The sequence below is a fragment of the Streptomyces viridochromogenes DSM 40736 genome, assembly GCF_000158955.1.
In the GTDB taxonomy this organism is placed as follows: Bacteria; Actinomycetota; Actinomycetes; order Streptomycetales; family Streptomycetaceae; genus Streptomyces; species Streptomyces venetus.
Genome location: NZ_GG657757.1, coordinates 1,335,560 through 1,352,496 on the forward strand (window position 1 = coordinate 1,335,560; position 16,937 = coordinate 1,352,496).

Annotated in this window: 18 protein-coding genes and 1 pseudogene; 11 read left to right on the top strand and 8 right to left on the bottom strand. The window is 74.3% G+C overall.

Annotated features, from left to right (window positions below; translation table 11 throughout):
- The 10 genes and pseudogenes from SSQG_RS41310 to SSQG_RS05725 all read left to right on the top strand — a co-directional run.
- Nucleotides 1-238 (top strand): annotated as a pseudogene (locus SSQG_RS41310) (hypothetical protein); the annotation flags it as partial.
- The gene (locus tag SSQG_RS05685) at nt 235-2,007 is read left to right on the top strand and encodes a prenyltransferase/squalene oxidase repeat-containing protein (RefSeq protein WP_003988763.1); all 1,773 of its coding nucleotides are present in this window, start codon (nt 235-237) and stop codon (nt 2,005-2,007) included. The pseudogene SSQG_RS41310 and the gene SSQG_RS05685, both read left to right, overlap by 4 nt.
- Before the next feature lie 78 nt (nt 2,008-2,085).
- Nucleotides 2,086-2,514, top strand: coding sequence for a hypothetical protein (locus SSQG_RS05690; protein ID WP_003988764.1), 429 nt, complete (start codon nt 2,086-2,088; stop codon nt 2,512-2,514).
- A gap of 64 nt (nt 2,515-2,578) precedes the next feature.
- Nucleotides 2,579-2,878, top strand: coding sequence for an acyl carrier protein (locus SSQG_RS05695; RefSeq protein WP_003988765.1), 300 nt, complete (start codon nt 2,579-2,581; stop codon nt 2,876-2,878).
- Nucleotides 2,879-2,880: 2 nt separating this feature from the next.
- Nucleotides 2,881-3,900, top strand: a complete 1,020-nt coding sequence (locus tag SSQG_RS05700; RefSeq protein ID WP_003988766.1) for an acyl-CoA synthetase — start codon at nt 2,881-2,883, stop codon at nt 3,898-3,900.
- On the top strand, nt 3,893-5,248 hold the full coding sequence (locus SSQG_RS05705; protein ID WP_106434146.1) for an amidase family protein: 1,356 nt from the start codon (nt 3,893-3,895) through the stop codon (nt 5,246-5,248). Before SSQG_RS05700 ends, SSQG_RS05705 begins: the two co-directional genes overlap by 8 nt.
- 103 nt (nt 5,249-5,351) lie before the next feature.
- Nucleotides 5,352-5,606, top strand: coding sequence for a hypothetical protein (locus SSQG_RS05710; RefSeq protein WP_003988768.1), 255 nt, complete (start codon nt 5,352-5,354; stop codon nt 5,604-5,606).
- Between the two features lie 59 nt (nt 5,607-5,665).
- Complete coding sequence (locus tag SSQG_RS05715) at nt 5,666-6,853, top strand: 3-deoxy-7-phosphoheptulonate synthase (RefSeq protein ID WP_003988769.1); 1,188 nt, start codon at nt 5,666-5,668, stop codon at nt 6,851-6,853.
- Between the two features lie 146 nt (nt 6,854-6,999).
- The gene (locus tag SSQG_RS05720; RefSeq protein ID WP_003988770.1) at nt 7,000-7,992 is read left to right on the top strand and encodes an aldo/keto reductase family protein; all 993 of its coding nucleotides are present in this window, start codon (nt 7,000-7,002) and stop codon (nt 7,990-7,992) included.
- Between the two features lie 58 nt (nt 7,993-8,050).
- On the top strand, nt 8,051-8,866 hold the full coding sequence (locus SSQG_RS05725) for an SDR family NAD(P)-dependent oxidoreductase (RefSeq protein ID WP_003988771.1): 816 nt from the start codon (nt 8,051-8,053) through the stop codon (nt 8,864-8,866).
- Between the two features lie 54 nt (nt 8,867-8,920).
- On the opposite strand, the gene SSQG_RS05730 is transcribed toward SSQG_RS05725, so the two are convergent.
- Nucleotides 8,921-9,508: a MarR family winged helix-turn-helix transcriptional regulator gene (locus SSQG_RS05730; RefSeq protein WP_039932010.1), complete on the bottom strand. Its 588-nt coding sequence runs from the start codon at nt 9,506-9,508 to the stop codon at nt 8,921-8,923.
- A 112-nt stretch (nt 9,509-9,620) separates the two neighbouring features.
- Here SSQG_RS05730 and SSQG_RS05735 point away from each other — a divergent pair, with 112 nt between their 5' ends.
- Entirely contained in the window at nt 9,621-11,186 is a 1,566-nt protein-coding gene (locus SSQG_RS05735; protein WP_003988773.1) for an MFS transporter, read from the top strand.
- 354 nt (nt 11,187-11,540) lie between these two features.
- Here SSQG_RS05735 and SSQG_RS05740 read toward each other — a convergent pair whose 3' ends face one another.
- The 7 genes from SSQG_RS05740 to SSQG_RS05770 form a co-directional block, all read right to left on the bottom strand.
- Nucleotides 11,541-12,167, bottom strand: a complete 627-nt coding sequence (locus tag SSQG_RS05740) for a YigZ family protein (RefSeq protein ID WP_003988775.1) — start codon at nt 12,165-12,167, stop codon at nt 11,541-11,543.
- A 91-nt stretch (nt 12,168-12,258) separates the two neighbouring features.
- Nucleotides 12,259-12,543 (bottom strand): hypothetical protein, encoded by a 285-nt coding sequence (locus SSQG_RS05745; RefSeq protein ID WP_003988776.1) that lies wholly within the window; start codon nt 12,541-12,543, stop codon nt 12,259-12,261.
- A gap of 148 nt (nt 12,544-12,691) precedes the next feature.
- Nucleotides 12,692-13,234 carry a SixA phosphatase family protein gene (locus SSQG_RS05750; RefSeq protein WP_003988777.1) on the bottom strand — a complete coding sequence of 181 codons (543 nt, stop codon included), beginning with the start codon at nt 13,232-13,234 and terminating at the stop codon, nt 12,692-12,694.
- Nucleotides 13,231-13,995 (bottom strand): cysteinyl-tRNA synthetase, encoded by a 765-nt coding sequence (locus SSQG_RS05755; RefSeq protein WP_039932011.1) that lies wholly within the window; start codon nt 13,993-13,995, stop codon nt 13,231-13,233. Before SSQG_RS05755 ends, SSQG_RS05750 begins: the two co-directional genes overlap by 4 nt.
- A gap of 58 nt (nt 13,996-14,053) precedes the next feature.
- On the bottom strand, nt 14,054-14,833 hold the full coding sequence (locus tag SSQG_RS05760; protein WP_003988779.1) for an ABC transporter ATP-binding protein: 780 nt from the start codon (nt 14,831-14,833) through the stop codon (nt 14,054-14,056).
- Nucleotides 14,834-14,862: 29 nt separating this feature from the next.
- Nucleotides 14,863-15,876 carry a FecCD family ABC transporter permease gene (locus SSQG_RS05765; protein ID WP_003988780.1) on the bottom strand — a complete coding sequence of 338 codons (1,014 nt, stop codon included), beginning with the start codon at nt 15,874-15,876 and terminating at the stop codon, nt 14,863-14,865.
- A complete protein-coding gene (locus SSQG_RS05770) occupies nt 15,873-16,889 on the bottom strand; it encodes an ABC transporter substrate-binding protein (protein ID WP_039934808.1) in 1,017 nt (338 codons plus the stop codon). The genes SSQG_RS05765 and SSQG_RS05770 overlap by 4 nt, the downstream gene beginning before the upstream one ends.
- Nucleotides 16,890-16,937: the final 48 nt, after the last annotated feature.

Genomic DNA, 16,937 nt, shown 5'->3' on the forward strand with positions numbered 1-16,937 from the left:
CTGGAGGTGGACAGCGAGGGCACCTTACGCCCGGCTGCTCCTGGAGCGTGGCATCGGCACCGGACGGGACGGCGAGCCCGAGGAGTGCCGACGCGTCCAGGACAGGTCCGAGGAACTGCTCGGGCTGCGCTGGGACGGCGTGGTGTTCGTCAACTCCCTGCCCGCCAACACCAAGAGCGGCGCCTCGCAGAAGAGCTGGAAGCGGTCCAACATCCGGGAAGTGGAGGTAGCGCGATGACCGCCACCGTGCCGAAGACGGCCCCCCGCGCGCCGCAGGGCCGGGGTGTGTCCGGCGGCGAACCCGACCTGTGGTGCACCTACGCGGCCGTGCGGACCCTAGCCTGGCTGGACCGCGCGGACCGTGTCACCGACCCGGACGGCACGGCCGCCTACCTGTCCGGCCGGCGCAACGCCGACGGCGGCTACGCCTGGAGCCGGGGCATGCTCTCCGACGCCTGGGCCACCTTCTACTGCACGCAGGGGCTGCGCGACATGGGCCGCCCGGTGCCCGGCACCGAGGGCACGGCCCGCTGGCTGGAGCGCACCTGGTCCGGGGACGCCTACGCGATGCTCCCGGGGCAGGCACCGGACGTGTGGGCCACCCACTTCTCCGCCCGCACGGCCGTCGAGCTGTGCGGCGGCCCGGTGCCCGACCGCGCCCGCCTGCTGGACTGGCTGAGCCGGCTCCAGTGCGCCGAGGGCGGCCTGAGCTGGTCCCCGCAGGACGCCCGGCGGGGCAAGGCCGACGTACGGGCCTGCTACTACGGCGTGATGGCCTGGCGGGCCGCCACCGGTGACGGCGCCACGGGTGCCCCGCCCTGGGACGAGGAGGCGCTCACCGCCTGGCTGCGCGCCCGCCAGGGCGAGGAGGGCGGCTTCCGTTTCGCCCCCGCCGCCGAGGTGCCCTGCCTGTGGGCCACGTACCGGGCCGTGGGCGCGCTCGCGGCGCTCGGCCGGGCTCCGCGTGATCCCGACGGCTGCCACGACTGGGTCATGGGCCTGCGCGGCCCCTCCGGTGCCTTCGTGCGCTGGGAGGGGTACGACGTCGAGGACGTGTGGGCCTCCTTCTGTGCCGTCGGCACGCTCAAGGCGCTCGGCGCGCCGCTCGCCCCCGTCGCCGACGCCGTCACCGCCCGTATCGCCGAACTGGCCTGCCCGGGCGGCGGCTACACCTACCGGGAGCCCGGGGAGGCGGCGGACGCCCTGTCCACCGCCGCCGCCGTTCTCTCGGCGGACCCGGCCTCCTCCCGGCCGGACGAGGTGCGCTGGCTGGAGGGCTGCCAACTGCCCAACGAGGGCGGCGTGATGTACATGCCGGGCCGGGGCAGCGAGGTGCGCTGCACCCTGTGGGCCCTGGCGGCCGGAGCGTTCGCCGAGGACCCGGCGGCCCGGCGCCGGATCGCCGACTGGCTGGCCGGGCTCCAGAACGCCGACGGCGGATTCGGCTACTGGGAAGGCCGCGGCTCCGACCTGGTGTCCACGGCCGCGGCGGTGGAGGCGGCGGCCCTGCTCGGCGGGCCGGACGGACTCGGCCTGGACCTCGCCGGCGTCCTCTCCTTCGTCGAGTCCTGCCGCATCCCGGAGGGGGAGCCGTTCGCGCACGGCAACGTGCCCGGCGCCGGGCCGGGTCTGCGCCCCGCGCTCCAGGCCCAGCGCGTCCGGCTGCTGCTCGGCCCGGGGCTCGCCTCCCCCGCCGAGGCCCGCGAGGCCGTCGACGTGCTGCTCGCCCGCCATCGCGTACGCGGCGGCGGCCACGCGGGCGAGGGCAACCGGGTCCCCGACCTGCTGTCGACCTACGAGGCGGTGCTGGCGGCCGACCGGGCCGGGCTCGCCCTCGACACCGGGCACGTCCGCGCGTTCGTCGACCGGGTGCGCGGCGCCGACGGCACCGCGTGGAGCCCGCTGGCCCCCGGCGGCGGAGGGCCGCTCGCCGACAGCCTCGGCACCCTCCTCTCCCGGCGCCTCGCCACGGGCCCCGGCACGCTGCCGGCCCTCGCCCTGTCCTGAATCGCCCGAGCCCGACCGCCCGAGCCGAACCGCCCGGTCCCGAACCGCCCGGTCCCGAATCGCCGTACCGGAGGCCTCGTGCCCACCATCACCATCCGTACCCCCGAACTCCCCGTATCCCGGCGCCGCGCCGTCGCGCTGCGCGTCACCCGCTGGCTCACCGCCCAGGGCGTCCAGGCCGCTCACGTCGTCGTCCGGTTCGAACCCACCGAGGAGAGCACCGTCTTCTCCGGCGGGCTGCCCGTCGAGGCGCTGCCGCACGACACGGACGGCGGCGGCCCGCGCCACGCCTCGGTGACGTGCTGTGTGGGTCCCGACCGCGACGACGCCTTCCGCGACGGGCTCGCCCGCTGCATCACCGAGGCGCTGGGCGCGGACGCCCGGACTCCGTTCTGCTACCTGGAGTTCCGCCCCACGTCCCCCTCCGACGTCTACCTCGGCGCGGGCGACGGTCTGAGCCGGGCCGACGGCACCGCCGTGGGACCCGCACCGGCCGCGGCCGGCTGAGCTCGTCCCCCCTCCCCCCCACTGGACCACTGGACCACCTGTTCCACCGGCAAGGAGTACGACCATGACCACGACCGTCCCCACCACCGAAGAGATCCACGACCGCATCCGGTCCGTCCTCGCCGCCCGGATCGGCGACGCCTTCACCGACGTGCCCTCCGACGCCGACCTCCAGAAGGCGCTCGGCGAGCGCTACGACAGTCTCACCGCCATGGAGTGCATCTCCGCCGTCGAGGGCGAGTTCGGGATCGAGGTGGACTTCGTCGCCGACGACGTCCGCTTCTGGTTCTCCAGCGTGGAGCGGATGGTGCGCTTCACCCACGAGCGGCTGGAGGACTCGGCGGCCCTCGGTCTCGGGACCTGACCATGCCCGACATCGCCTTCGCCACCTCCGGCAGCACCGGCCCGCCGGTGACCTGGCTGCGCACCGAGGCCCAGTTGCGGGCAGAGGCGGAGCTCGTGCACGAAGCGGTCCTGGGTTCCGCCCGGTTCGGCCGCATCGTGTCCTACGCTCCCCCGGGCCACCTCTACGGCCGGCTGTACGGGCACGAGCTGCCCCGGCTCCGGGACATCCCGGTGACCGGCCTCTGGGACGAGCCGCTCACCGTGCCCCCGCTCGACGACGGGGCCCCCACGCTCCTGGTCTGCCTGCCCTCCACCTGGCAGCTCCTCGCCCGGCACCTCCCCGCCCTGGCACGGCACGGCCGGGTCACGGCCCTGCACAGCACGGGCCCCGCCACACCGGCGGCCCACCAGGTCGCCGGACGCCTCGCGGAGACCGGCTTCCGGGCGCATGAACTCCTCGGCTCCACCGAGACCGGGGCCGTCGCCCACCGTCCGATCGCCGGCAAGCACACCGGCGGCGTGCCCTGGCGCCTGCTGCCCGACGTGGAGGTGCTGCCGGGCACCCTCGCGGACGACGGCGCGGCGGCCCGGCGGCTGCGGGTCGGCAGTCCGCGGCTGGCCCGCCTGTCCGGCGCCGAAGCGCCCCCGGACGACTGGGAGTTGCCGGACCTGGTGGCCCCCCTGGGCCCGCGCACCTTTCACCACCTGGGGCGTGCGTCCCGGCTGGTGAAGGTGAACGGCGTGCGCTGCGACCTGGCCCGTGTGGAGGATCTGGCCCGCGAGCGCTGCCCGGGTCTGGACCTCGTCTGCGCGCCCGTGAGCGATCCGGTACGCGGCGAGCACTACGAGGTGTTCTACGCCGGACCCGAAACGGTCGACCCGGCCGCCCTGCGCCGCCAGTTGGGCCGGCTGCCCTCGGGGCTGCCCGCGCCGCGTGCCGTGCACCGCGTTCCCCAGATCCCACGCGGCGCCACCGGCAAAGTCCTCATCACCGAGCTCACCGCCGCCGCCCGCCCCGCCGAGGAGGCCGAGCATGTCTGACTCCCCCACACCGCAGGACGCCACCCCCACCCCGCAGGAAGCCATCACCGGCTACGCGCGGCAGGCCCGCTGGGCCGCCGCGCCCGAGGCGCCCGAGCCCGGCGCACCGATGGCGCTGCCGTTGCCGGAGCGGGTGGCGGCCCGGACCCGGGGCACGCTGGGCGCCGAGGAGTGGCGCACCGCGGAAGCCGCCTGGTCCGACCTGGCGGACGCCCGCTACCGGGCCTGCGTCCAGCGCGCCCCGCTCGGCCCGGACGCCCCGCCGGTGCGCGTGGGTGTGAAGGACACCGTGGACGTGGCCGGTTTCCCCACCAGGCTGGGTCTGCGCGGCCACCGCCACCACGCCCGGGCCTCGAACCCGGCGATCGCCGCCCTGCCGGGCGCTCTCGCGGCCGTGACCGCGAAGGTCGTCACCACCGAACTCAACATCGGGGTGGGGTCGGAGTGCGTCAACCCGTACGCTCCGCGGATCGACCCGGGCGGGTCCAGCACCGGCACGGCCGTCTCCGTGGCCGCGGGTATCTGCGACCTCGGCCTCGGCACGGACGTGCTCGGCTCGGTCCGCTGGCCCGCCGGCCAGTGCGGGACGGTGGGCCTGCGGATGACCCAGCGGACCTCCCTGCTGGAGGGGGTCTTCCCGCTCTCCCCGCCCATGGACGCCCTCGGCTGGGTCACCCGCAGCGCGGCGGACCTGGCGTACCTGTGGCCGCTCCTCGGGCTCGACCGGCTCGGCGCCCGGCAGCCGGCCGGCGAGGGGCCGTACCGGATCGGCGTCGTCGCGAACGTGGACGGGCCCGACGGCACCTGCGGTCCCGTCATGCGCCGGGCGCTGGAGGCGGCCTGCGGGTTCCTGGAGGCGAGCGGTCAGCGGCTGGATCCGGTACGGGTCGACGACCTGTGGGCGCTGCGCGGACCCGCCTGGGAACTGTGCGCGCGTCAGGCCTGGGACGCCTACCAGCTGTGGCGGCCCTGGGTGCCCGCCGATCTGCACGAGACCACCCGAGGGGCCCTCGAGGTCGGGGCGAAGGTCCAGGACGACCGCTACGCCTGGATCCTGGAGCGCCTGGCACACACCCGCGCCACGGTCGAGGGCGACTTCGACACCGCCGGCGTGGACGCCTGGCTGCTGCCCCTGGAACCCGGCCGCGCCGCCGGACCTCGCCGCCGCGACGCCCGGGTGTCGACCATCCCGGCGCTGGGGAACCGACTACGAACTGCGCGTGTTCCTACACGCCGCTCGCCAGCTTCGCCGGGCTGCCCGCGCTCACCATGCCGGTCGCCCGGGACGAGCGCGGCGCGCCGCTGTGCGTGCAGCTCATCGCCCGCCGCGACCACGAACCGCTGCTGATCCGCCTGGCCGGGCTGCTGGAGGAAGCGGTCGGCCCGCTGGGCTTCGCCCCCGGCTAGAGCGGCGCGCACACCCGCCGACGCCAGGACGACGGAAGGCACCGATGTCCCTCCCCAGCTCATCCGACGGCAGCCGTTGGCCCGGCACGCCGGTGGCGGACCTGCTGGACCGCGGTACCGCGCCACTGGGACCGACGGCCGCCCAGGACCGTCCGCTCGCCGGGGAGATCGTCCGGGCGGCCGAACTGGCCCGGGCCCGCCATCTGCCGGCCTCCGTCACCGGCCCCGGCCCACACCGTGACGCCGGTGCGGGCCCCGATGACATCCGCACAGAAGCCGACGCCGCTGCCGTCGTGTGACGCGCGCCCGCCGAATCCGGCTCGGGTGCCGTACCCGTCCCGCCCCATGGAGGAAGACCATGACCGCCACGCGCCTGCTGTTGCCGGCCCGTGCCCTGCAACAGCCCGAATGGGCCTCGCTCGACGAGCTCAAGGAGGTCCTGCTCTCGCTCGAGGCCAAGCCTCCGCTGGTGGACTCCACCGCCTGCGCCGACCTCACAGCCGAACTCGGGCGGGCCGCCCGCGGCGAGGCCTTCGTGCTCCAGGCCGGGGAGTGCGCCGAGCGCTTCGCCGACGCCACCCCGGAGACCGTCCTCGCCAAGGCGGACGAACTGCACGGGCTCGCCGACGCGTTCACCCAGGCCAGTGGGCTGCCCGCCGTCCGGATGGGTCGAATCGCCGGGCAGTACGCGAAGCCGCGTTCACAACCGACCGAGACGCTGTCCGACGGCACGGTGCTGCCCGTCTACCGCGGGGACGCGGTCAACGCCCCCGAGCCCACCCTGGCCGCACGGGTCGCGCTCCCGTCCCGGCTGCTGCTGGCCCACCGGAACGCCGGCACCACCCTGAGCACCCTGCTGGAAAGGGACATGGGCCTGGCCGGGCGGACGGCACCGCAGCGCACGTACGCCGGGCACGAGGCGCTGCTGCTGGAGTACGAGCAGGCCCTGGTGCGGCCCGACGCCGACGGGGGCCGCTACGGCTCCTCCGGGCACTTCCTGTGGATCGGCGACCGGACCCGTCAACCCGACCACCAGCACGTCCAGTTCGCCGCCGCGATCAGCAACCCCGTGGGCGTGAAGATCGGCCCCGGGGCGCCGCCCGAGGAGGTGCGCACACTGGTGCGGATGCTCGGCGACCGGAGCCGTCCCGGCAGGCTCTCCCTGATCGTGCGCATGGGGCGGGACCGCATCGCCCCGGGCCTGACCGCCGTGCTGAGGGCGCTCGGCGACGAGGCCGCCGGTGTGGCCTGGATCTGCGACCCGATGCACGGCAACACCCGGGTCAACGGCGCAGGGCAGAAGAGCCGGGCGGTCGCCGACGTGATGGCGGAGATCGAAGGCTTCGTGTCGACGCTGCACACGCACGGCCTGCGTCCGGCCGGTCTGATGCTGGAGACCGCCCACGGCCCGGTCACCGAGTGCGTCGACACGGCCGAGGAACTGGCCTCGGCCACTCCGCTGCCCCGCTACGAGTCGGCCTGCGACCCGCGGCTCAGTCCGCGTCAGGCCCGCGAGGTGATGACCCGCACCGCGGCACTGCTGTGAGGCGGCGGCCCGGCCGGCCCGGCACGGCGCCCGCACGCGCGCCGCCGGGACGTCCCGCGACACCCGGGAACGACCGAGAACCTCCGAGAACGTCCAAGAACGTCTGAGAACGTCCGAGAAGAGAAGCAGAGAAGGGGACACAGCACATGGAGTTCCGCCGGCTCGGCCGAAGCGGCCTCGTGATCAGCGAGATCGCCTACGGCAACTGGATCACCCACGGTGCCCAGATCGACGAGGAGGCGGCCCACGCCTGCGTGCGGGCCGCACTCGACGCGGGCATCACCACCTTCGACACGGCCGACGTGTATTCCGAGACCCGGGCCGAGACCGTGCTCGGCAAGGCGCTCGCCGGTCAGCGTCGCGAGGGCCTGGTGCTCGCGACCAAGGTCTGCCACCCGGTGGGCCCCGGCCCCAACGACCGCGGCCTGTCCCGCAAGCACGTCATCGAGGGCTGCGAGGGCTCGCTGCGCCGCCTCGGCACCGACTACGTCGACATCTACTACGCCCACCGCCACGACCCGGCCGTGCCGCTCGAGGAGACCATGCTCGCCTTCGCGGACCTGGTCCGCTCGGGCAAGATCCTCTACGTCGGGGTGAGCGAGTGGACCGCCGAGCAGATCAGCCGCGCCGCGGGTCTGGCCCGGGAGCTGCGCGTCCCGCTGGTCGCCAGTCAGCCGCAGTACTCCATGCTGTGGCGGGTCATCGAGTCGCAGGTCGTGCCCGCGTGCGAGCGGGAGGGACTCGGCCAGGTCGTCTGGTCGCCCCTGGCGCAGGGCATCCTGAGCGGCAAGTACCTGCCCGGCGCGGAGGCGCCCGCGGGCTCCCGGGCGAGCGCCGAGGCGGGCAAGGGCTTCGTCGACATGCTGGTCGGCCACTGGATGAACGACGAGGGAGCCCTGCGGGCCGTCCAGGAGCTGGGCCCGGTCGCCTCCGACCTCGGACTGACGATGAGCCAGCTGGCGGTCGCGTGGGTCCTGCAGAACCCGTCCGTCTCGGCGGCCATCATCGGCGCGAGCCGTCCCGAGCAGGTCAAGGAGAACGCGGCGGCCTCCGGCGTGCGGCTGGAGCAGTCCGTGCTCGACCGCGTCGACGAGATCCTCTCGGCGTACATCGTGCGGGATCCGGCGAGGACGGGCTGAGCACCGCGCCGGAGAACGGGAAACGAGAAGGGGGAGACGAGGAGAGGAGCACGACGGCGTGGACGACACGGACGGCAGGGACGGGGCACGGGAGTCCGGCGCGCCCGGCCCGGCCGGGAGGGCGGTGATCATCACCGGCGGCAGCCGTGGGCTGGGGCGGGAGACCACGCTCCGGCTCGCCGCGCAGGGGTGCGATCTCGCCGTGTGCGGTCGCGACGCCGCCTCACTGGAGGCGGTGGCCGAGGAGGTGCGGGCCCGGCACGGGCGCACCCCGCACACCCGGCGGCTGGACGTGCTCGACGAGTCCGCCCTCGCGGCGTTCGTACACGAGTCGGCCGCCCGGCTCGGCCGGGTGGACGGCCTCGTGACGGTCGCGGGCGGTGTACGGGGCTCCGACCTGCGCGCCACGGAGCCGTACGACTGTTTTTTTACGTACCGGCTCAACGTCACGCACCCGGCGATCGCGCTGCGCGAGGCCGCCGATCACCTGGCCAGGACGGGGGGCGGCGCCGTGCTGGTCTCCTCGATCTCCGGCTGGAAGCCGGCCCCGCCCGCGCAGTACGCGGCGGCCAAGGCGGCACAGATCCACATGGCCGCGTCCCTCGCCCGTGAGCTGGGGCCGCGCGGGGTCCGGGTCAACAGCGTCTCGCCCGGTTCCATGCTCATCGAGGGCAAGGGCTGGGCCAGGCTCCGGGACGAGGACCCGCGGGCCTACCACGAGTTCGAGAAGGAGTTCCCCGGCGGCCGCCTGGTCGATCCGCGGGACGTCGCCGAGGTGATCGCCTTCCTGCTCTCGGACCGGGCACGGGCCGTCAACGGCGCGAACATCCCGGTGGACGGCGGCCAGAACGCGCCGAGCGCGTACGGCTACTGAGCCTGACCCGCTTCCGCTGCCGGCGGGTGCGCCCGGCCGGATCTCCGGCCGGGCTCAGCCGTGTCCGGGTTGGTCCAGCCCCTCGTGCCCCACGTGGGAGACCCCCTGCACCTTGAGTTCGTCCTGCACGTCGTCGAGCAGTTCGCGCAGCAGCTCGGCGAGCGCTTCACGCCGCTCCGGCCCGAGGCGCTCCAGCAGCTGTGCCTCGCGGGCCAGCACCCGGTCCACCGTGCGTTCCACCAGCTCGTGTCCGGCCGGGGTCAGTTCGACGAGGACCGCGCGGCTGCGCCCGGGGGCGGGGCGGCGGGTGACCAGGTTGTCGCGCTCGGCGCGTGCGACCCGCTGCGAGATGGCGCCCGCGGTGACCAGGGAGTGCCCGGCGAGGTCCCTCGTGCTCATGGTGTAGGGGGGCCCGCTGCGCCGCAGCACGCTGAGCAGGTCCAGGGTGGCCGGGTCGACCCCGGCCTCGGCCAGCACCCGCCGGCGGTCGTCACCGAAGTGCTTGGCGAGCTGCCAGATCCTCGTGACCACGCCGATGGAGCCCACCGGAGTCTGGGGCCGCTCGCGGCTCCAGGCAGCCGCGATGGCGTCCGCCGGGTCGTCTCCCTGCGGCCGACGATCGCTTCGTTCCGATGACCTCATGAGGCCTGCCCTCCACTCGCCTGCTACATTTAGATCTGAATTTAGTGCTAAACATACATCGGTGCTTCAGCGCACCCCCTCGACCAGCGCACGTTCGACAACGAGTGGTGATATGCGCACAGTGACAACGAAAGCGAGTCCGAAGGCCGGAGCCGGGGCCCCCACCACCACCGGCCCCCACCGCGCCACCGGGCGGGACTGGGCGGGTCTCACCGTGGTCCTGCTCGCGATGTTCATGAGCCAGATCGACATGTTCATCGTGAACGTCGCGGCTCCGGGCATCCAGGCGGACCTGAACGCCGGGTTCGGCCAACTCCAGTTCGTGATCGACGGTTACGTGATCGCCTACGCAGCGGGCATGGTAACCGGCGGGCGGCTCGGCGACCGGATCGGCCGCAAACGCACCTTCCAGTACGGGGTGGCCACCTTCACCCTGACCTCCCTGTTGTGCGCGCTCGCGCCCAGTCCGGGGACGCTGATCGCGGCCCGGGTGCTGCAGGGTCTGTCGGCCGCGGTGATGACCCCGCAGGTGCTTTCCCTCATCCGGGCCGTCTTCGTGCACGAACGCGACCGTGCCCGGGCCGTCGGCGCCTACGGTGCCTCCATCGGTGCGGGTGTCATCGCCGGTCTCGTCGGCGGCGGTCTGCTGCTCGACCTCGACGTGGCCGGTCTCGGCTGGCGCATGATCTTCCTGATCAACGTGCCGATCGGCGCGGCGATCCTGTGCGCGGCCGTGCCCGCCGTCACGGAGAGCCGCAGTGCGGACGTGCCGCGCCTGGACCTCCTCGGCGTCGTCTTCACGGCCGTGCTGCTGCCGCTGGTGCTCATCCCGCTGATCCTCGGCGGTGAGCACGGCTGGCCGTGGTGGACGTACGGCTGTTTCGCCCTCTGCGCGGCCGGCACCTGGGCCTTCCTGCGCTGGGAGCGGCGGACGGAGTCCCGGGGCAACGACCCGCTGCTGCCGAGCCGGCTGCTGCGGGCCAAGGGCTTCCCGCTCAGCATGGGCACCGTGCTGCTGTTCTTCTCCGGCAACGCCGGACTGTTCCTGGTGCTCACCTACCACCTCCAGTCGGGCCTCCGGCTGACGCCGCTCGCGGCGAGCCTGGTGTTCGTGCCGCTCGGCCTCGGGTTCATCGCCGCCTCGGCGGCCTGCCGCGCGCTCGCCGCGCGGTTCGGCATCGGGGTGTCGGTGGCGGGCGGCCTCGTCATGGCGGTCGGCCTGGTCGCGGTGCCCGCGGCCACCGGGCTGACCGGCACGAGCCAGGCGATCGGGCTCGCGGTGGTGATGGGCGTCTCCGGATTCGGGCAGGGCCTGGTCGTCGCCCCGCTGGTGGACACCGTCCTGTCCCGGGTCCACCCGGACGACGCGGGCGCCGGATCGGGTGTGCTCAACACCGTCACCCAGGCGGGCATGGCCTTCGGCGTAGCGGTCATCGGGGCCTTGTACCGCGGCTTCCTGGGGACCAACCCTCAGGAGCCGGGCCCGGGCACCGGCATGTCCGAGTTCGCGGACGCCTTCGACCTCACCGCGTACGTCCTCGCGGCCCTCGCCGTCGGCACCGCGCTGCTCGCCCTCCGCCTGGGCCGCGTCCCCGCGACCACGGAACCCGCGGCGGGAGCGCGCACCTCGGGCATCGAAGAGCCACCCGAGCCCGCCGACGCCGCCAAGGACCGCTGACCGCCGTCCACCCCGTTCTGCCCCTCGGCTGGTCCCGCCGCTGGGCGGAACAGGGATGGGCGCGCGACGACTCGGCGGTCCGCCGTACCCTCGATGCGCGCACAGCACCGCCGTCGTGCCGCACCACGCGGTACGCCACGGCCGGGTGCCGCCACGAGCGCGGGTCGCGCCACGCACCACGGCTACACCCGGCGCGGCACGCGCCGCAGCCTCAGCGCGCACCACACCCAGCTCTGCGCCGCAACGGCGGAGGCGCACCACGGCCCGGCGCCGGTGGCCTCGCTCCGCAGACCCGAGCCCTGATCCGGACCCGGCGGGCCTGCGTTCAGGCGCCGCAGAGGCCATGACCGCGCGTCAGACGTCGCCGTACGTCTCCCCGCCCGGTTCGAAGACGGCCGTTCCTGCCGTCGCGTCGGCGAGCCACGACCGGAATGCGGGCACGTCGGTGTCCGGGAGGGCGATCTCGAGGGTGACCGCCTCCCCGTAGCGCACGTCCCGGACCTCGCGCCCGGTGGTGCGCAGGTCGTTCTCGAGCTTGCCGGCGCGCTGGTGGTCGACGGTGACCGTGGCCAGCCGGAACCTGCGGCGCGTGCGCGTACCGAGGGTGTCCAGCGCCTCGCCGACCGCTCCGCCGTACGCCCGGATGAGGCCGCCGGCGCCGAGCTTGACCCCGCCGAAGTAGCGGGTGACGACGGCGACGACGTACCGCATGTCGCGGCGCAGCAGCATCTGGAGCATGGGGACACCGGCCGTGCCGCCGGGTTCGCCGTCGTCGCTCGCCTTCTGGACGGAGGCGTCGGCACCGATGACGTAGGCCCAGCAGTTGTGGTTGGCGTCCGCGTGCTGCTTGCGGACCGTGGCGATGAAGTCCTGCGCCTCCCGCTCGGTCGCCGCCGGGGCGAGGGCGCACAGGAAGCGGGAGCGGTTGACCTCGGTCTCGTGCACGCCCGCGCCGGCGACCGTGCGGTATTCGTCCTGCATCCGGCCAGCCTAATGCGGTGATCGAGGGCGTTCGGCCCCCGCGGCGCCTCCGCCCGCCTCCGCCGGGACCTCCGCTACACCAGGTCCTCCGCTACGCCTGGGCCACGACCTCGCCTGCCGTGACCTGCGGCGGGTTGGGCAGCAGCTCGGCAAGACGGTCCCGTACGAAGCCGCCTGCCCGCTGGGTCGACTCCTCGGCGCCGGCCGGGTCCTGGAAGATGCTGGTCGACACCATCACCCCGCCACCGGCGTCGACCCAGTAGTAGGCCACGAACCCCGGGACCTGCTGGATCAGCGGCACGAACCCCTCGTTCACCCGGCGTCCCGCCTCAGCCGGGTCGGTCACCCCTTCGTACCGCCGAAACACTGCGTGCATGGCTCGTCTCCTCATGGATGGCAATGCCGTTCTCCGAGGCCGTTCTTCGCGGCCCTCCTCGCAGACGGCGTACCCGCCCCGGCACCCGCGCTCAGCCCGAGCCGGGGCAAATCACCGGAAAGGCCCCATGCCCGTGCGCGTGACCGGGCTACTTCTTCGGACCCCGGGGCACGGTCACGGAGGTGAGCAGCGCGCTGCCCGGGGCGAGGTCCGACCAGCTCCCGCCGTGCCAGGACAGGACGGCGATCGCCGAGGTCGGGAACTTCGTGCGGACCTGCTCCAGGGTGTCGTCGAGGCCGTCACCGGCGAGCGCCAGGACCAGTTCCTCCAGTCCGGGGTTGTGGCCGATCAGCAGCAGTGTCTCCACCTCGGCGGGCACCTCGTGCACGACGGCCAGCAGCCCGGCGGGATTCGCGGCGTACAGGCGCCGGTCGTGCCGGACCGGCGGCGGTGTGCCCCACTGGGAGGCGGCCAGCTCCCAGGTCCGGCGGGCGCGTAGGGCGGTGGAGCACAGCGCGAGGTCCGGCAGGCAGTCGGCCTCGACCAGGGCCCGCCCGGCGGCGGGGGCGTCCCGGCGGCCGCGCGGGGCCAGTGGGCGTTCGTGGTCGGCGACGTCCACGGGCCAGGCGGACTTGGCGTGCCGCAGCACGACCAGGCGTCGCAGCGGGCGCGCCGCGGTGCGGTCGATCATGACGGGGATCCCAGATCGCGGGTGAGGTCGAGGCCGAGGAGCCGGTCGACGTAGGCGTACGTCTCGAAGCGTGCACCGTCCGGCAGGTCCGGATCGGTCTCCACCTGGCGCAGCACGTCCAGCACGCGTGGGACGTCCAGGTCGTCCTCCCAGGCGTCCCGCAGCCGCCCGCGCACCTCGTCGGGGACGGGCCGCGAGGGCGACCGGGCCCAGCGCGCGACCGCACCGCGCCAGCGGGCGAGGGTGGCGCGGGCCTCCTCGAGGACGGCCGCCTCCAGCCGGACGGGGGTGTCGTGGTGCCGGGCGAGCAGGGCGAGGCGCAGCACGGCGGGGTCGGTGTCGTCCGGTGTGCCGGGGTGCTCGGGGTGAGCCGGGGCGACGTCCATCCGCACCCCGTCGGCCGCCGCCCCGCCCTCGCCGGTCACGTGGATCACCTGAGCCTCACCCAGACCGGCGCTCACGTCGGTGCTGTCCTCGAACGGCCGGATGCCGAGCGCCGTGGCGCGCGCTCGCAGTTCCGCCTGTCGCCGGCCGCCGGTCAGCAGGGCCCACACCGGTGTGCCGCCGAGTTCCAGGGTCCGGACGAGTACGTCCGCGACGAGCAGCACCCTCAGGTCGGTCGTGTCGGAGCCGGGCGCGTGCACCTCGACACGGGTCAGGCCCCGGCGGGCCGGGGCGGCGTCGACCGGCTCTCCGGTACGGGCGTCGATGATGCGCAGCACGAGGCGAGCGTAGGCGGGCGGGCGTCCGCATGCAGGCATGTCCGCTACTTTCCGGCCACCGTGGCGGGATTCTCCCCACCAATGACACGGCCACCGCTCACGCCAGGGTGCCGAGGAAGCGTACGTGGGGCCGGCGTTCGGGACCTTCACGGCTGACGGCGGCCCGGACGCCGTACACCTCGGCGATGAGCTCCTCCGTGAGGACGTCACCGGGGTCGCCGGACGCCACGACCCGGCCCGCGCTCAGGACGACGACCCGGTCGCAGTACATCGCCGCGAGGTTGAGGTCGTGCAGGGCGACGACGGTGGTGACCGGCAGGCCTGTGACCAGGGCGAGCAGGTCGAGCTGGTGGTGGATGTCGAGGTGGTTGGTGGGCTCGTCCAGGAGGAGTTCGCGCGGCTCCTGGGCGAGTGCGCGGGCGATCTGCACCCGCTGGCGTTCACCGCCCGAGAGGGTGTGCCAGGGCTGGCCTGCCCGGTCGGCGAGGCCGGTGCGCTCCAGGGCGGCGCGCACCGCCCGCTCGTCGTCCGCCGTGCCGGGCGTCCAGGCGCGGCGGTGCGGCACCCGGCCCAGCCGGACCACGTCCACGACCGTCAACTCGACCTGTGTGTCGGCCTGTTGCTCGACCACCGCGAGGCGGCGGGCGACGGTACGGCGGGGCAGGTCACCCAGCGGGGTGCCGTCGAGGGTGACGACCCCGGCGGTCGGCGTGAGCAGCCCGGCCAGCAGCCGGAGCAGTGTGGACTTGCCGGAGCCGTTCGGGCCGAGGACACCGACGGTGGAGCCGGTCTGCGGCGCGAGGACGACGCCGTCGAGGATGAGGCGCCCGTCGGCGCGGCGGCTGACCCGGTCCGCCCGGAGCCCGGCGACCTCCACCGGCTCCCCCGCACGCGTCCGCACCCGGCTCACCGCACCCTCCGTGTCCGGTACAGCACCGCCACGAACGCCGGCACCCCGATCAGTGACGTCACGACTCCCACCGGTACCTCCTGCGGATCCAGGGCCGTACGGGCCAGGGTGTCGACCCACACCAGGAACACCGCACCGGCGAGGGCGGTGACCGGCAGCAGCCGCGCGTGGCCGGGGCCGGCCAGGGCCCGGGCGGCGTGCGGCAGGACCAGTCCGACGAAGCCGATCGCCCCGGCAGAGCTGACCAGCGCGGCCGTGAGCAGAGCCGTGACGCACAGCAGCACCAGCCGGGTGCGGGCCACCGACACCCCGAGGGCGGCGGCCGCATCCTGCCCGAAGGCGAAGGCGTCGAGGGTTCGGGCGTACGACAGGCACACCACCAGCGCCACGGCCAGGACGGCCAGGCACAGCCACACGTCGGTCCAGCCCGCGCCGCTGAGCGAGCCGAGCAGCCAGAACAGCACGCCGCGGGTCGTCTCGGCGTCGGCGGAGGTCAGCACGACGAAGGAGGTGAGCGCGGAGAAGAGCTGCATGGCGGCGACACCCGCCAGGACGACCCGGTCGGTGGTGCCGCCCAGGGTGTGACTGAGGAGCAGTACCAGCGCGAAGGAGACCAGGGCGCCGAGGAACGCGCCCGCGGACAGCGAGACGGCACCTCCGCCCACGCCCAGGACGACGACCAGGACCGCGCCGGTGGAGGCGCCCGAGGACACGCCGAGGACGAACGGATCGGCCAGCGGGTTGCGCAGCAGCGACTGCATCACCGCCCCGCACACGGCCAGCCCCGCCCCGCACACGGCCGCGAGCAGGGTGCGCGGCAGGCGCAGCTGCCAGACGATGCCGTCCCGGATCGGCGTCAGGTCGGTGCTGCCGAGCCCCAGATGGGACGCGGCGACGGACCACACGTCGGCGACCCGGATGTCGGCCGGGCCGACGGTGATCGCCAGGGCCAGGGAGACGACCAGCAGGAAGACCCCGCCGGCGCCGAGCGCCAGTGCGCGAACGGTCACTTCGCGAGCCCGAACTCGCGCAGTCCGGCGGCGACCTGCTCCACGCCCTCGACCGTGCGGATGGTCGGGTTCATCGCCTGGCCGCTGAGCAGCACGTACCGCTTGTGCCGGACCGCGTCCATGTTCCTGGTGACGGGGTTGGACTCCAGGAAGGCGATCTTCTTCGCGGCCGACTCCGCGGTCTGCGACTTGCGCGTGAGGTCGCCGATGACGAGGACGTCCGGATCGCGGTCGGCGACCGTCTCCCAGTTGATCTGCGGCCACTCCTCGTGCGTGTCGTCGAAGACGTTCTTCGCGCCGAGGGCACGGGTGATGATGCCGGGCGCTCCGCAACAGCCCGCCATGTAGGGCGACTCGGAGTTGGCGAACCAGTACAGGAGGGTGACGTCGGAGGCGTCGATGCCCTTTGTGGCCTCGGTCATCCGCCGCTGGAGGGAGGCCACGAGGTCGTCGCCGCGTTCCCTCACCCCGAACACGGTCGCGAGGTCCCGTACCTCGCCGTAGATCGTGTCGATGTCCAGCGCCCTGTCGCGCGTGCCGTCGCCGCCGGCCGAGTTGTCCTTGCCTCCGCAGTCGGACGGGGAGACGTAGGTGGGCACGCCGAACTTCTCGAACTGCTCACGGGTGGCGACGCCGCCCTTGCCGAGGGTGGAGACGAAGGACGCGGCGACGAAGTCGGGGTCGGCGTCCAGCACCCGTTCGAACGACGGGTTGTCGTCGGCGATGCGCGGCACCTTCGCGTTCGCCTTCGCCAGGCCCTTCATCACCGGGTCGGTCCAGGTGGCCGTGCCCGCCATGCGGTCGGCGAGGCCGAGGGAGAGCATGATCTCGGTGGTGCCCTGGTTGAGGGAGACGGCATGCTCGGGCGCGGCCGGGACACGCACCTCGTGGCCGCAGTTGTCGAGGGTGACGGCAGCCTTCCCGGTGGCGGGCTGCGCGTCGCCGCAGCCGGCCAGGAGGAGGGAACCGGCCGCGAGCAGGGCGGCGGCGCGGGCGGGTCGGGCGAGGGGCACGGACACCAGTCCTCAGTCGTCGAGGGCCCGATCGCGGAGCCCGGTCGT

What these genes read in the sequence shown, in the direction of transcription:
- SSQG_RS05685 (WP_003988763.1), top strand. Translation starts at nt 235, where the DNA reads ATGACCGCCACCGTGCCGAAGACGGCCCCCCGCGCGCCGCAGGGCCGG.
- SSQG_RS05695 (WP_003988765.1), top strand. Translation starts at nt 2,579, where the DNA reads ATGACCACGACCGTCCCCACCACCGAAGAGATCCACGACCGCATCCGG.
- SSQG_RS05700 (WP_003988766.1), top strand. Translation starts at nt 2,881, where the DNA reads ATGCCCGACATCGCCTTCGCCACCTCCGGCAGCACCGGCCCGCCGGTG.
- SSQG_RS05705 (WP_106434146.1), top strand. Translation starts at nt 3,893, where the DNA reads ATGTCTGACTCCCCCACACCGCAGGACGCCACCCCCACCCCGCAGGAA.
- SSQG_RS05710 (WP_003988768.1), top strand. Translation starts at nt 5,352, where the DNA reads ATGTCCCTCCCCAGCTCATCCGACGGCAGCCGTTGGCCCGGCACGCCG.
- SSQG_RS05715 (WP_003988769.1), top strand. Translation starts at nt 5,666, where the DNA reads ATGACCGCCACGCGCCTGCTGTTGCCGGCCCGTGCCCTGCAACAGCCC.
- SSQG_RS05720 (WP_003988770.1), top strand. Translation starts at nt 7,000, where the DNA reads ATGGAGTTCCGCCGGCTCGGCCGAAGCGGCCTCGTGATCAGCGAGATC.
- SSQG_RS05730 (WP_039932010.1), bottom strand. Translation starts at nt 9,508, where the DNA reads ATGAGGTCATCGGAACGAAGCGATCGTCGGCCGCAGGGAGACGACCCG.
- SSQG_RS05735 (WP_003988773.1), top strand. Translation starts at nt 9,621, where the DNA reads ATGCGCACAGTGACAACGAAAGCGAGTCCGAAGGCCGGAGCCGGGGCC.
- SSQG_RS05740 (WP_003988775.1), bottom strand. Translation starts at nt 12,167, where the DNA reads ATGCAGGACGAATACCGCACGGTCGCCGGCGCGGGCGTGCACGAGACC.
- SSQG_RS05745 (WP_003988776.1), bottom strand. Translation starts at nt 12,543, where the DNA reads ATGCACGCAGTGTTTCGGCGGTACGAAGGGGTGACCGACCCGGCTGAG.
- SSQG_RS05750 (WP_003988777.1), bottom strand. Translation starts at nt 13,234, where the DNA reads ATGATCGACCGCACCGCGGCGCGCCCGCTGCGACGCCTGGTCGTGCTG.
- SSQG_RS05755 (WP_039932011.1), bottom strand. Translation starts at nt 13,995, where the DNA reads ATGCCTGCATGCGGACGCCCGCCCGCCTACGCTCGCCTCGTGCTGCGC.